Origin of the sequence: Mesorhizobium sp. WSM2240, assembly GCF_040438645.1 — a bacterium.
GTDB lineage: Bacteria > Pseudomonadota > Alphaproteobacteria > Rhizobiales > Rhizobiaceae > Allomesorhizobium.
On record NZ_CP159253.1, the window covers coordinates 4,068,875 to 4,082,409 of the forward strand.

At 63.2% G+C, this 13,535-nt stretch carries 11 protein-coding genes; 7 read left to right on the forward strand and 4 right to left on the reverse strand.

Annotation, left to right across the window (positions count from 1 at the left end; all coding sequences use genetic code 11):
• Positions 1 to 23 precede the first annotated feature (23 nt).
• The 6 genes from ABVK50_RS20100 (at position 24) to ABVK50_RS20125 (ending at position 8,494) form a co-directional block, all read left to right on the forward strand.
• Positions 24 to 1,166: a hypothetical protein gene (locus ABVK50_RS20100; protein ID WP_353644903.1), complete on the forward strand. Its 1,143-nt coding sequence runs from the start codon at positions 24 to 26 to the stop codon at positions 1,164 to 1,166.
• 49 nt (positions 1,167 to 1,215) lie between these two features.
• Positions 1,216 to 3,126, forward strand: a complete 1,911-nt coding sequence (locus ABVK50_RS20105) for an AAA family ATPase (protein ID WP_353644902.1) — start codon at positions 1,216 to 1,218, stop codon at positions 3,124 to 3,126.
• 36 nt (positions 3,127 to 3,162) lie between these two features.
• Complete coding sequence (locus ABVK50_RS20110) at positions 3,163 to 4,449, forward strand: DUF6638 family protein (protein WP_353644901.1); 1,287 nt, start codon at positions 3,163 to 3,165, stop codon at positions 4,447 to 4,449.
• An 18-nt stretch (positions 4,450 to 4,467) separates the two neighbouring features.
• Complete coding sequence (locus ABVK50_RS20115; RefSeq protein ID WP_353644900.1) at positions 4,468 to 5,607, forward strand: DUF2333 family protein; 1,140 nt, start codon at positions 4,468 to 4,470, stop codon at positions 5,605 to 5,607.
• 225 nt (positions 5,608 to 5,832) lie between these two features.
• Positions 5,833 to 7,512: a formate--tetrahydrofolate ligase gene (locus tag ABVK50_RS20120; RefSeq protein WP_353644899.1), complete on the forward strand. Its 1,680-nt coding sequence runs from the start codon at positions 5,833 to 5,835 to the stop codon at positions 7,510 to 7,512.
• Between the two features lie 166 nt (positions 7,513 to 7,678).
• On the forward strand, positions 7,679 to 8,494 hold the full coding sequence (locus ABVK50_RS20125; protein WP_353644898.1) for a DUF1236 domain-containing protein: 816 nt from the start codon (positions 7,679 to 7,681) through the stop codon (positions 8,492 to 8,494).
• A gap of 52 nt (positions 8,495 to 8,546) precedes the next feature.
• Here ABVK50_RS20125 and ABVK50_RS20130 read toward each other — a convergent pair whose 3' ends face one another.
• The 4 genes from ABVK50_RS20130 to ABVK50_RS20145 all read right to left on the reverse strand — a co-directional run bounded on the left by ABVK50_RS20130 (position 8,547) and on the right by ABVK50_RS20145 (position 11,782).
• Positions 8,547 to 9,776: an RNA polymerase sigma factor gene (locus tag ABVK50_RS20130; protein WP_353645867.1), complete on the reverse strand. Its 1,230-nt coding sequence runs from the start codon at positions 9,774 to 9,776 to the stop codon at positions 8,547 to 8,549.
• A 14-nt stretch (positions 9,777 to 9,790) separates the two neighbouring features.
• Entirely contained in the window at positions 9,791 to 10,153 is a 363-nt protein-coding gene (locus tag ABVK50_RS20135) for a YciI family protein (protein ID WP_353644897.1), read from the reverse strand.
• Positions 10,150 to 10,482, reverse strand: a complete 333-nt coding sequence (locus ABVK50_RS20140; protein ID WP_353645866.1) for a YciI family protein — start codon at positions 10,480 to 10,482, stop codon at positions 10,150 to 10,152. Before ABVK50_RS20140 ends, ABVK50_RS20135 begins: the two co-directional genes overlap by 4 nt.
• Positions 10,483 to 10,996: 514 nt before the next feature.
• Positions 10,997 to 11,782, reverse strand: a complete 786-nt coding sequence (locus ABVK50_RS20145; RefSeq protein WP_353644896.1) for an SDR family oxidoreductase — start codon at positions 11,780 to 11,782, stop codon at positions 10,997 to 10,999.
• Between the two features lie 366 nt (positions 11,783 to 12,148).
• On the opposite strand from ABVK50_RS20145, the gene ABVK50_RS20150 reads away from it, so the two are divergent.
• Positions 12,149 to 13,477 (forward strand): hypothetical protein, encoded by a 1,329-nt coding sequence (locus tag ABVK50_RS20150; RefSeq protein ID WP_353644895.1) that lies wholly within the window; start codon positions 12,149 to 12,151, stop codon positions 13,475 to 13,477.
• Positions 13,478 to 13,535: the final 58 nt, after the last annotated feature.

The window sequence follows — 13,535 nt, forward strand, 5'->3', positions numbered from 1 at the left end:
GGACTATCGGACGAATTTGCAGAATGACCTCCTCTGACCCAGCCGCCCGCTATTTCGAGGCCATTCGCGCCGCGCTCTCGGGGCTGGAAATCTTCATGCGCGACGACCGCTCGCCGCTCTACCGGCATGGCATCGTCGCCAAGGTGGTCGCCGAATACATTGCGCGCCTGGAAAAATCCTTTGCCTGCTGGGAAAACCGGCTGGGCTTCATGGACAAATTCAGGATCTCGCGCGCCGAAAGCGGCTTTCCGGTCTACCAGAATATACTGGAGCTCGAGAACGACCGCCGCACGGCCGCGAAGCGCCTGGCCGGCATACCCGAACCCGGCGAACTGCGTGTCGAGATGGCCGACTTCATCCTGCGCCACAAGGAGTTCCCGTCGGCCCTCCAGAAATCGATGGCCGAGCGGCTCTATCTGGAAGACGTCAAGGACGGCGTCGTGTTCGGGCCATTCCTGCTGGCGCAGACGGCAAAGGTATCGGTCAATCCAAAAACCTTCCGGCCGTATTACCTCGTGCATTGGGCGTCGTTCGACGGCACGGCCAACCTGCCGCTGATTTATATGGCCACGGTCGAGGATTCGTCCGAGGCGATGGTCAAGCAACTGGTCGGCAGCGACGGCAAGCTTAGCGAGAAAGTCGAGATCCCGCTGCCCGTCGACGGGCTGCTCAATCCCGAGCTTGCCCACCGCTTCGACGATTTCACCGAGAAGAACTCGGCCTATACGCTGTCGCCGGCGACCATCGCTTCCAATCTCGACAAGGATTTTCCCGAACTGCATCCCAAGCAGCTCCGGCGCGTGGTGCTCGGGCCGTTCTATTCGGCCGGCATCACCGAGCACAATTCGGCGGTGGCCGACGTGCTCTCCAAGGTGCGCAAACAGGAAAACGCCTGGCTGCTGACCTGGACGATCCAGGAGATCTACTCGAAGGGCGAGCGGCCGGGGCGCAAGGGCCTGTGGTCGAGCGAGCCGGCGACCGAGGAATTCTACATCAACACCGACGATCTCGAAGCCGCCCGCCAGGGCGTGTCGAGTTATCAGAAGCACGCGCTGGTTCCGCACGAGGCCTACCAGGCGCTCTACGCCGCGGGCGAGGCGCAGAAGATTTTTCTCGGCTACAAGGTCCACATCCTGTCAAAGGGCCGGGTGATTTCAGATGTGTGAGTTTTTGCGGCCAGATCGGCGTTGCGACCAATCAAGTTAGGGACCCTTCATGGACACCGGCCTGACCACGATTCCCGAAGCGGACATTGAGAAGCATCGCCCCACCGCACAGTCGATGATCACACGCATCGTCGTGCTGGAGGATGGGAGCGGACAGTCCGGCACCGCTCTCGCCGGCACCGGGCGGCGTTTCGTTTCCACGGTTTCGGCCGGTTCGGTGCGCAAAACCCGCGAGATCGAGCTGTCGAAGACCGTCGCCGCGGTCCGGCCCGGCGACCAGCTCATGACGATCGGCCAGCACGCCTTGCTCTATCGCGCCCGGCGCGGCCTGTCGGTGGCGCTCGCCATTGCCGAAGTGTTTGCGCGCGGCAACGACCTCGAAAGCCTGCAGGCCAAGAATGCACGCGCGCCGCTCGAAGGCGATGAGGCCGCGCAGTTCAAGAAGCTGCTCTCGGCGTCGGCCTATGTTTCGGCATTCAGCTTCGCATCCTACCTGGCGCAGTTGATCGACGGCGACGGGGAGCCGCCCAACGATATCAAGGAGCCGGACTTCCTTTTCGACACGCCGCAGGACGCGCTGAAATCGCTGATCGCCGGCCTCGATCGGGCGATCACCGGCGCAAAGGACGACGCCGACCTGATGACGCGCGCCCGCGCTTTCGCCCGTATCGCGATCGAGGGGCTGTTGACGCGCAAGAACCGCTTCGATGGGCTTGGTGTTTTCGAGAACGCGCATATCCGCATCGAGAGCGACGATTTCACAGTGGATGGCTTCGATGTCGCGCCGGGCAAGAAGTCGAAGCCGCTGGTGATGACCTTCAAGAAGCCCGAGGAGGTCGTCGGCAACCACATCGCCAAATACCAGGCCGTAAAACTCTCCAAGATGCTGATGGCCTACGATTTCGACCGCGAGCTGAACCCTTTCGTCGAGCTCGGCGGCTTCCTGTTCACCTTCATCGGCGACGGGGCGCCGGGCACCGGCAAGACGACGCTGATCCAGATGATCGCCGGACTTGTGCACGGCTACTGCCAGGTCGCCGGCTATCCGTTCGTCTACGAGAATTTCGGCGTCGACCAGATCTCGTCCTATCAGGGCAAGTCCGGCCAGAGCTGCAAGCAGTTCATCAACAATGTGCTGAACCCGCGCGCCATCGGCTTCGGCACCATCGACGACATCGACCAGGTCGCGGCCAAGCGCTCCGACGACCGCGCGTCGGCCGGCCAGCAGGAAATCACCGGCGTTTTGATGGAGAGTTTTGGCGGCGCGTCGACCGTCGTTCGCGGCAATTGCTCCTTCGGCATGTTCTCCAACCATCCCGAAAACGTCGACGATGCGCTGCGCCAGCGCGCCGGCGCTCGCTGGATGGTCGACGGACCGCAGACGCGCGAGGACTACATAGACATTTTCGTCCTGCTGGCGGGCAAGAACCACAAGATTGATCTCGGCGACCACGACCTCTACGCGGCGCAGGAGATTCAACGCGCGGTGGAGGATGCGTACGAGGCACATTCCAAGCCGCAGGAGGACGGGCTGGCGAGGGTCTATGAGCGCTTCATGAAGGAGAACGGCGAACCCAAGACCATGGCCGATGTCGGCGCCTACCTGCACATGATCAAGGAGGCAGAGCCGCGCTTCACCGGCCGCGCCATCAAGAACGTCACCGACGCGATCAAGATGCGGGCGATGGACATCGAGCTGCCCGACGACTGGTTCGAAAAGCCGGAAGCCTTCATGCGCAAGGGCTATGACGAGAAGAAAGCTATGATCGAGGAACTGCGCGGACCGTTCTCGATGGACATGGTCATGCAGGAGATCAACCGCTACGCGGATTCCGAATTCCGCTATTCGGACCGCTCCGACGATGCGGCGGTATCGAAGATGCTGCGCGACGCCCGGCTGCGCGAGCGCGCCGCGCGCGAGATGGAGGAGTTGAAGGCGAAGGGGACGTGGAATGCGTAGTCCTGTTTCCTCCCCCGTGAATGGGGAGAAGGAATAGTGGAACTCCTGCGCGCCAACGAATTGATCTACGGGCGGCTGCTGCCGGTCGAGGAGCCGCATCTGATCGAGCGCTACAACAAGGCGTTGAAGGCGTTCGGGCTAAAGCCCACCAAGCTCGAGAAATTCGACATCGACCGCACGGGATTCTCGCCCCAGATTGCCGAGGAACTGGGCGACCCGCACTATCTCGACCCAAACCAGGTCAACCGCCGCTTCATCATTCTGACCCCGGCGCAGGCAGACCTGCCGGTGGTGCACACGGCGTTCTCCAACACCTCGCAGCTGGTCTACGAGTTCTTCGCGAAAAACTCGCGCGCCATCGACGCGCTGACCATCAAGGACGTGATCTACGGCGAGATCGAGGATTCGGTTTCCAGGGTCGAGGACATCGAGGACCTGATTTCCATCAACCAGGTCGAGTTCCGGGTCCTGTCGGCCGAGGACGTGCTCGGCAAGGCCTCCGAGCTTGCGACGCTGGTCGACCGGTTGAAGCAGGAGCCGGACGCCTGGCGCGACAACAAGATGCTGGAGCGGATGGTGGAACTCGCCAAGGTGACGGGCGACATCCGCGAGAACGCGCTGGTGCCGGACCAGGTGATCTTCCGCCACAACGCCTTCTGGACCAGCCATTTCGGCGGGCTCTATGTCTTCATCGACAAGGACATGACGACGGTGGTCAGCGATCCGGGAGCCCCCGGCTTCCGCCGCTCGCGGCCCTGGCAGGTGAGCTATCTGTCAATCCGCGACGCCGACCGCGTGTTCCGTTTCCTCGCCTCGACCGGGCGCATCGAGCTGCCGCGGGCGTCCTGGATCGAGAGTTCGAACTATCTCGAGCACCGCGCCGAAATGGCGATCGGCGCGCTGATCCGTGATGTCGAGCCGAACGTCGATCCCGGCAAGTTCGACCGCGTCTGGCTGCAAACCTGGATCCATAGCCACGCCGAACTCATCAACAAGAACGGCACCTTCCCCTTCCTCAACGCCGCCAAGCGCGAGATCGCGCAGCTCGGCCAGTTGAAGATCAACGAAGTCAATCCGCAGCATCGCTTCCTGGTGGTGCGCGCCAAGCCCGACCATCCCGACGCCTGGCTGACCAACCGGCTGATCTCGGATTTCGTGCCGGCCGACTTCGTGTCTCGCTACGTCTTCAACAAGCAGGGCTTCTACAAGGATTACGAGCAATTCGGCGAGGCATGGCGACGCCATGTTGTGAACACGCTGAAAACTACATATCTGAAAGACAAGGAGGCGTTCCGGGCGCGCCTCTACGGCCTGACCGATTAAAAAGACCGAGGGGGTGGCATGCTTGATCCGATCGTGAACTTCTTCACCCGGATTTTCCAATGGATCGGGCGCGGCATCGGGCTGGTCATCGGCGTCATCCTGTGGCCGTTCATGTGGGCCGGGCGCTGGTACACGCAGCGCGGCTGGATCCTGAAGGCGGTGCTCGGCCTGGCGCTGCTGGTGCTGATCGGCCTCTACGGATATTTCATCTGGAACACCCAGGTCTGGACCAATTTCAACCCGACCTACGCCGAAGCGTATAATTTCACGCAAGCCCCGGCGCAGCCCGCTCCTTCCGCCACTGCGCCGGTCGAGGGCGCCGCCGACGTCGAGGGCGAGGTCAAGACCTGCACCACCTCAGCAATCACCCAGGTGGCCGCCGATCTCATCGACTTCAACGTCAACCAGAATGCCTGGATTTCGTCGATGATCCTCTACAAGCTGGGGCTCTTCGGCATGGATTGGGACCGCACGCCGTTCCTCGACAACAAGGCCTCCTTCCAGCGCGGGGTCAATCAAGCGATCCGCCGGACTTCCGTGGAACTGGTGGACACGCTGGGCCGCGTTCGCGGCACCAGCCAGATAGACCAGAACCTGCAGGACGCGCGCGGTGCGATCACCTTCGACGAGGAGACATGGTATTTCGGCATCAGCCCGTTCGGGCCGAAGACGCCGACGCCGAGCTTCTATCGCACAGCCGCGCGCAGCCTGCGCGCCTTCAACGACCGGCTGCAGAAGTGCGAAGTGGTATTCAATGCGCGGGCGGACAATCTGGTGCAGTTCGTCGACCGCATCGCCAGTGACATAGGCTCGACCTCGGACATGATCAGGGACCGTTCGCAGAACTACAACAGCGGCTGGTTCGATACGCGAGCCGACGACCGGTTCTGGTTCGCCTACGGCCAGCTCTACGGTTATTACGGCATCCTCACCGCCGCCCGCCATGATTTCAGGCAGGTCATCGACTCGCGCGAACTTGGCCCCCTGTGGAACAACGTCGAAGGACAGCTCAAGGCCGCTCTCGCGATCCGGCCTTTCATCATTTCCAACGGCCGCGAGGATGGCTGGATCATGCCAACCCACCTTACCACGATGGGCTTCTACGTCCTCAGGGTGCGGTCGAACCTGGTCGAGGTCCGGTCGGTGCTGGATCGGTGAGAAAAGAAGGGCGTGGACAATAGGCAGCAGGCAATGTGCTGTTCGCTATTCGCCATTCCCCTACTGCCTACTGCCCACTCCCTACTCCCCTCCGTCCCCTGTCGCTTTTCGCGCATTCTCCGACTGTTTTGAGACGGCGCGGCAGCAAGCGGTCGGGCTTCTATGCGCCCAACAGAAGCGCCGCTCTGCGGCGCGAGCCTCACCACAACGCCCGGGGGAACCGCCATGGCCGAAGTAAAATCCGACATCGAGATCGCGCGCGGCGCCGACAAGAAGCAGATCCAGGAGATCGGCGCCAAGATCGGCATTCCGCACGAACACCTCCTGCCTTACGGCCACGACAAGGCGAAGGTCTCGGCCGACTTCATCAGGTCGGTGAAGGGCAACCGCGACGGCAAGCTGATCCTGGTCACCGCGATCAACCCGACGCCGGCCGGCGAAGGCAAGACGACCACGACGGTCGGCCTCGGCGACGGCCTGAACCGCATCGGCAAAAAGGCGATCGTGTGCATCCGCGAAGCCTCGCTCGGACCCAATTTCGGCGTCAAGGGCGGCGCGGCCGGCGGCGGCTACGCCCAGGTCGTGCCGATGGAGGACATGAACCTCCACTTCACCGGCGATTTCCACGCCATCACCACCGCCCACAATCTGCTGTCGGCGCTGATCGACAACCACATCTACTGGGGCAACGATCTCGGCATCGACATCCGCCGCGTCGCCTGGCGGCGCGTCATGGACATGAACGACCGGGCGCTGCGCGAAATCCTCTGCTCGCTCGGCGGCGTCGCCAACGGCTTTCCGCGCGAGGCCGGCTTCGACATCACCGTCGCCTCCGAGGTGATGGCGATCCTGTGCCTGGCGACAGATCTGAAGGACCTGGAAAAGCGCCTCGGCGACATCATCGTCGCCTACCGCCGCGACAAGACGCCGGTCTATGCCCGCGACCTCAAGGCGGACGGCGCGATGGCCGTGCTCCTGAAGGACGCCATGCAGCCCAACCTGGTGCAGACGCTGGAGAACAATCCGGCCTTCGTGCATGGCGGCCCGTTCGCCAACATCGCGCATGGCTGCAACTCGGTGGTGGCGACCACGACGGCGCTGAAGCTCGCCGATTATGTGGTGACGGAAGCCGGCTTCGGCGCCGACCTCGGCGCGGAAAAATTCTTCGACATCAAGTGCCGCAAGGCCGGCCTGAAGCCGGCGGCGGCGGTGATCGTCGCCACGGTGCGGGCGCTCAAGATGAATGGCGGCGTCAAGAAGGAAGACCTCGGCGCGGAGAATGTCGCGGCGGTGAAGAAGGGCTGCGCCAATCTCGGCCGCCACATCGAGAATGTGAAGCAGTTCGGCGTGCCGGCGGTGGTCGCCATCAACCACTTCCACTCCGACACCGAGGCCGAGATCCAGGCGGTCAAGGAGTTCGTCGCCTCGATGGGCGAGGAAGCGATCCTGTGCAAACACTGGGCGCACGGCTCGGCAGGCATCGAGCATCTGGCCCACAAGGTGGTGTCGCTGGCCGAGTCGGGCGGCTCGCAATTCGCGCCGCTCTACCCGGACGACATGAAGCTGTTCGACAAGATCAACACCATCGTCAAGCGCATCTATCGCGGCGACGAGGCGATCGCCGACAAGAGCGTGCGCGACCAGTTGCACCAGTGGGAGGCCGCCGGCTACGGCAAGCTGCCGGTGTGCATGGCCAAGACGCAGTACTCCTTCTCCACCGACCCCAATCTGCGCGGCGCGCCGACCGGCCATACCGTGCCGGTGCGCGAAGTGCGGCTCTCGGCCGGCGCCGGCTTCATCGTGGTGATCTGCGGCGAGGTGATGACCATGCCCGGCCTGCCCAAAACACCCTCCTCCGAGAAGATCTTCCTCAACGAGACGGGCCAGATCGAAGGGCTGTTCTGAGCCGGTCGATCGGCGCATTTTTAGCTTGAAAGCGCCGCCTCCGGGGCGGCGCTTTTTCTTGGCCGCGGCTTCTCGCAGTCCGGCTTTGCATTAGGAATTTCGGAACAAAGCGGACGAGGAGGTGTTTTGACCCTCGACGGGACGTTGAACTTCTAGGAGACTTTTGATGAAAAGCATCATCGTCAGAAGCGCGATTATTCTCGGCCTCGGGATCGCTCCCGGCGCAGTTCTCGCACAGACCCAGTACGAAGGCCAAGCCGGCGCCTCGACGGGCGCCCAGACCGAATGCCCGCCCGGCTCCGAATGCCCGGGCGCGGGGGGCGCGCAGATGGAAGGCCAGGCTGGGGCCACCACGGAACAGCCTGCGGAGGGCCAGGCCGGCGCGACCGCGGAAGGTCAGGCTGAAACAACGATAAAGAAGCCGCCTGAAGGCCAGGCCGGTGCGACCACCGAGACTGAAACCGAAGGCCAGGCTGGGGCCACCACCGAGGAACCGGCGGAAGGTCAGGCCGCGACTGGAACCGAGACCCAAACCGAGGGTCAGGCCGGAGCGACCACGGAAGAGCCAGCCGAAGGCCAGGCGGAAGCTCCTGCTGAAGAGCCTACTGAAGGCACTGCCCAAACCGAGCAGCCCGAAGGCGAGGCCGAGACGGAAGGCACCGCCCAGACCGAGCAGCCTGCCGACAGCCAGGATGAGACCGAGACCGGCGCCATCGCGCCTGCCGAGGTAACGGTCGAGCAGAAGACCGAAATCAAGCAGGTCGTTCAGGAAGTGGATGTCGAGCCGGTCGCGGTCGACCGCATCGATTTCGACATCGATGTGGGCGTCGCAGTGCCGAGAACCATCGAGGTTCATCCGCTGCCGCCTCGGATCGTGCGGATCGTGCCGGAATACGAAGGCTATCTGTACTTCATTCTGGCCGACGGCCGCATCGTGATCGTCGAGCCCGACACGCTCAAGATCGTCGTCATCATCGTGTGACGGCCATCCACGGCCTTGCATCAGGGGCGCCTCGCGGCGCCCCTGATGCGTTCTATCCTCCCAGTTCCGCCAGCCGTCGCTCGATGAAGCGACGCTCGGGCTCCTGATGGGTAAGCGACAGTGCCTTCACGTAGGATGCGCGCGCATCGGCGCTTCTGCCGAGACGCCGGCATAGATCGGCGCGCGCCGAATGCGCCAGATGATAATCCAGGAGTTCGTCGCGCGCGAAGATCGCGTCGATAAGCTCGAGGCCCGCCGCCGGACCGTCGCGCATCGCTACTGCCGCGGCGCGGTTCAGGGCAATGACCGGCGACAAGTCGGCCTTGAGCAATATGTCGTAGAGGCCGGCGATTTCGCCCCAGTCGGTCGCCGCCGCGTCGGGCGCATTGGCGTGAACCGCAGCGATCGCCGCCTGCAGCGTGTAGGGGCCGAAGCGGCGCGAAGCCAGCGCGCGCTCGAGCAGCGCCGTCCCTTCCTCGATCTGCTCCCTGTTCCACAGGGCGCGATCCTGGTCGGCGAGCAGCACCAGTTCCCCGGAAGGAGATGTCCGCGCGGCGCGGCGCGACTCCTGCAGCAGCATCAGCGCCACAAGCCCGATCGCTTCCGGCTCCGGCAGTAAATCGACCAGCAGCCGTCCGAGCCGGATCGCCTCTCCCGAAAGATCTTGCCGGGTGAGCGAAGCACCGGAGGACGCCGAATAGCCCTCGTTGAACACCAGGTAGATGGTGTGGAGAACGCTATCCAGCCGGTCCGGCAGATCGGCCAGCGAGGGCACTTCGTAAGGAATTCCGGCGTCGCGGATCTTTGTCTTGGCGCGCACGATGCGCTGCGCCAGCGTCGGCGCGGCGGTGAGGAAGGCGCGCGCGATCTCCTCGGTGGTCAGGCCGCAGACTTCGCGCAGCGTCAGCGCAAGCTGGGCGTCGGGCGGCAGCGCCGGATGGCAGCAGGTGAAGATCAGCCGCAAGCGGTCGTCCTCAATCTCTTCCGCCTCCCGCGTCGCGGTATCCTGGTTCTCGGCGTCAAGCCGTTCGGCAAGCTCGGTCAGCGAGCCGTCGAAGCGGGCGCGGCGGCGCAAGCGGTCTATCGCCTTGAACCGGCCGGCCGAGACCAGCCAAGCGCGCGGATTGGCCGGCGCGCCGTCTCGCCGCCATTGCTCCGACGCCGAGGCGAACGCATCGTGCAAGGCTTCTTCAGCCAGATCGAAATCGCCGAGCAGGCGGATCAGCGTGGCAAGCACGCGGCGGGACTCGGAACGGTAGACGGCTTCCACCGTCCGTTCGATGCCGCGCGCCTCGTTCATTTCCGGTCCAGGTCGATCTGCATGATGGGCCGCACCTCGATCGTCCCGTACTGCCCCACCGGAATGTTGGCGGCGATTTCCACCGCCTCGTCCATGCCGGACGCATCGATCAGGATGAACCCGCCCAGATGTTCCTTGGTCTCGGCATAGGGCCCGTCGGTGGTCGACACCTTGCCGCCCCTCGCGCGAACGATCTTGGCCGTTTCCGGTCCTCGCAGGGCGTCGGATGTGATGTACTTGCCGCGGCGCTCGAGCGCCGCGTCATATTCGATCGAGCGGCGATCAAGGTCCTTGCCCTGCGCCTCGTCGAGCTTCCCGATCGCTTCCCCGTCTATATGCACCAGACACAGATATTTCATCGCGCCGCCTCCTCCGAAATGTCGATATAGGTGAGTTCCTCGAACGGCCGCACCTCAATGGTGCCGACCCGCGCCAGCGGATCATCGCTGGCGATTTTGATAGCCTCGTTGAGGTCGCGCGCCTCGATCAGCACGAAGCCGCCGAGATGTTCCTTGGTTTCGGCGAACGGCCCGTCGGTGACGCTCACCTTGCCGTCGCGCTTCCGCACGCTGACCGCATGCGGCGGCGTCTTGAGCGCCTGCGCCATGATGAGGTGGCCGCTGCGCTTGAGTTCTGCGTCATGGTCCAGCGAGGCGTTGACGTAACTGTCCCGCTCGCGCTGCGTCATGACGTCGAACTTGGCTTCCTCGAGATATACCAGCAAAGCGTATTTCATCGTTTGCCCTCGTGAATTCATCGTTTGCCCTCGTGAATAGGTGTCGAGACACACCTAGTCGCCCGGCGGAGGCGGAATTCGACAACGAGCCTAACAATTCGTGGCGCAATTCCGCAAACCGCACCTTCCGCACCTGAAGGAAGAAATTTTCTCGGTGATGTCGATTTGCCGGCAGCCGCGTCGACTACCCGGCGAGGCAGGAAAATTGCCTCGCCCGGTTCCGCGCCGGTCTCCGCGGGTCGAGAAAGGCGATGTGTCATGGATATGTGGATGATGATGATCACGAACCATTTGGCTGCGGCGTCGAAGCGCGGCGGCAGCCATACGTTTCAATGGGCCGATCACGGGGTTCGCGATGTCGCAGCGAAGCTTGTCGCGGCGATGCTCGTCGTTGCCGTTGTCTTCGCATCGCTCGAGCTAAGCGGCTCCCGCCAGCCGGCGGGAGAGATTGCCGCGCGAGCCGATTTCACGGCATCAACTGCCCGCCATTCACCTCGATGACCTGGCCGGTGATGTAGCCGGCGAGCAGATCGGAGGAGAGGAACAGGTAGGCGCCGACGCATTCCTCTGCCGTGCCGGCGCGACCCAGCGGAATGGTCGCGATCTGCGCCTTCATCTGTTCCGGCGACGTCCAGCGCTCGTGGAACGGAGTGGCGATGAGGCCCGGCGCCACCGCGTTCACACGGATCCTGTCGCCGACGAGTTCCTTGGCGAGGCCGCGCGTGACGTTGGAGACGAAGGCCTTGGCCGAACCGTAGAGCCCGGCGCCGCCGCCCGCGCCATTGCGCGCAGCGACCGAGGTCGTGTTGACGATGAAGCCGCCATTCTTCTTCAGCCATGGCAGGGCGACGCGACATGCGGTGACGACGGAGCGGGCGTTGAGGTCCATGACGGCGTCGTACTGGGCATCGGTCATCTCGCTATAGGGAACGCGGCCGAGCATGCCGCCGGCATTGTTCACCAGGCCGTCGAGGCCGCCGAAATGAGACGCGGTCTCCTCGACCACGCGCGTGACATCGGCCGAGACGGAGAAATCGCCCTTGATCAGGAAGACCTCACCGCCCCTGTCTTGGATTTCCGCCGCCAGCGCCTCCGCCTTGGCCGCGCTCGAATTGTAATGCAGGCCGACGCGGCATTTCTGGGCGGCATAGGCGGCGACCAGCGCCGCTCCGATGCCGGTCGAACCGCCGGTGACCAGCACGGCCTTGCCGGCGAGATCGGGGATGGTGAGCGTGTTTTCCTGTACGGGCATCGGGCAGTCTCCATGGTAAGCGCAACGCGCCGGCTCGCGGGCGGCGCAGCTTCCTTCAAACCGAAGGTGCGCGTCAACGGCCGGCAGTCGCCGAAATCAGTAGTGTTGGCTGCGGGTGGAAGTGCGTCAGTGCCAACAAGCGCACTGGTTTCCAGACATTCCTCTACTCGAAAGCGATCGTTCGCGCTGCGGCCAGAGTCGACCCGAAGCGGACAACACTCACACGAAACCGGTCTCCGCCTCCACCCAGCGTGATCTGCCTCACAGATGCGATCATATCATCGGACTATCCTGGCGAGCGTGGTGGATATCGACGTCCATCCGAGAATGTCGCTAACGCCTCGTGTGATGCTTGGAGGTAGACAGATGTCCAACCAGGATTTCCTTACCGTCAATCAGGCCACCACCATCCGGAAGGATGGCAGCGTGGAGTTCGTCACGCATAACGCCTCGATCCAGACCGTTCAGCATACTTTCGCCAATTACGACGAGTTCACTGCGTACCTTGGAAACATCCTTGGCGGGCATACGGAGGGTCGAGGCATCCGCGGGTCCATGTCCCGCAAAGGCATGTACTCACGGCGTGCCGCCGACGGCAGCCAGCCGATCACTTTCGGCGACCCCGTGCTCGACGCCATCTCCTCGGCGGCCGGAGTGCTCGTCATCGGAGACCAGACCATCGATCTTCGGGACGGCCACAGAACACCCAGGACTCCGGCCGGCGCAGGCGGTGGTGTGGCCGTCTTCGGCGCGCCAAACCTGAAATTTACCAGCATCGTGAACGGCGCAGAGCGATGGGCCTCCGACGACGGGTCGACGGTAGAGTACCGCCTGGGTACCGGGCGACTGACCTTCCACGCTTGGAAGAAGAGCACCTTTTATGGCTACTGGTCGATGGGCGGGGAGATCAGTGTCAGCAACACCCATGCCAAGTTCCAGGCCGCCGACATCGTGTCCCACTACTACATGTCGGTGACCTCACCCTGCCAGTTGGTCGAGATCGATCACGATTCAGACCGTCACGACACTTACGTCGACGAGTACGAGTGGGGGTGGAACTCACAGCAGCCGGAGCGGGTCGCGGTCCTGTGCCGGGCGCAATGGCACAACGAGCGGTTTGCCGACCTCGTTACGGCGGGGGAGGGCTGCCCGAACTATCTTGACGATGGGTGGCCGGTTGGATTCCCTTCGGACTGGAATACGATCAACACCGTGGTGAACCTGAATGGCAACTGGACCGACGGGAGTTCCCGGAGCGCGGCCATCTCGGTGGATTTCTCATCACTCAAGGTTGATATGTCCGCCTTTCATCGGCCGACCGCCAAAGGGTCGATCGTCGATAGCTCGACGATCACGGTCACCTTCCCGGACGACAAGACGTATACCGGCCAGCTTCAGTCGCCGAACAAGATCATATGGTCCAATGGTTCGGTCTGGACGAAGATCATCAACACCGTGATGGATCTGAACGGCAGCTGGACTGACGGGAGCGCCCGGGCTGCCGTGATCTTCGAAGGTCCATCATCCATCAAGGTTGATATGTCCGATTATGACCGCCCCAACGCCCACGGGTCCATCGTCAGTATCTCGACAATTACGATCACCTTCCCGGACGACAAGACATACACCGGCCAGCTTCAGTCGCCGAACAAGATCATATGGTCCAATGGTTCAGTCTGGACGAAGAAAGCTTGAGTCAGCCGGAATCCAGTTGCGTCGGCCACCGTTCGCCGCTATGAAAAATCCATGAATT

Excerpts from the sequence above, each read along its gene's own strand:
- ABVK50_RS20100 (WP_353644903.1), top strand. The coding sequence starts at position 24 with ATGACCTCCTCTGACCCAGCCGCCCGCTATTTCGAGGCCATTCGCGCC.
- ABVK50_RS20105 (WP_353644902.1), top strand. The coding sequence starts at position 1,216 with ATGGACACCGGCCTGACCACGATTCCCGAAGCGGACATTGAGAAGCAT.
- ABVK50_RS20115 (WP_353644900.1), top strand. The coding sequence starts at position 4,468 with ATGCTTGATCCGATCGTGAACTTCTTCACCCGGATTTTCCAATGGATC.
- ABVK50_RS20120 (WP_353644899.1), top strand. The coding sequence starts at position 5,833 with ATGGCCGAAGTAAAATCCGACATCGAGATCGCGCGCGGCGCCGACAAG.
- ABVK50_RS20125 (WP_353644898.1), top strand. The coding sequence starts at position 7,679 with ATGAAAAGCATCATCGTCAGAAGCGCGATTATTCTCGGCCTCGGGATC.
- ABVK50_RS20135 (WP_353644897.1), bottom strand. The coding sequence starts at position 10,153 with ATGAAATATCTGTGTCTGGTGCATATAGACGGGGAAGCGATCGGGAAG.
- ABVK50_RS20140 (WP_353645866.1), bottom strand. The coding sequence starts at position 10,482 with ATGACGCAGCGCGAGCGGGACAGTTACGTCAACGCCTCGCTGGACCAT.
- ABVK50_RS20145 (WP_353644896.1), bottom strand. The coding sequence starts at position 11,782 with ATGCCCGTACAGGAAAACACGCTCACCATCCCCGATCTCGCCGGCAAG.
- ABVK50_RS20150 (WP_353644895.1), top strand. The coding sequence starts at position 12,149 with ATGTCCAACCAGGATTTCCTTACCGTCAATCAGGCCACCACCATCCGG.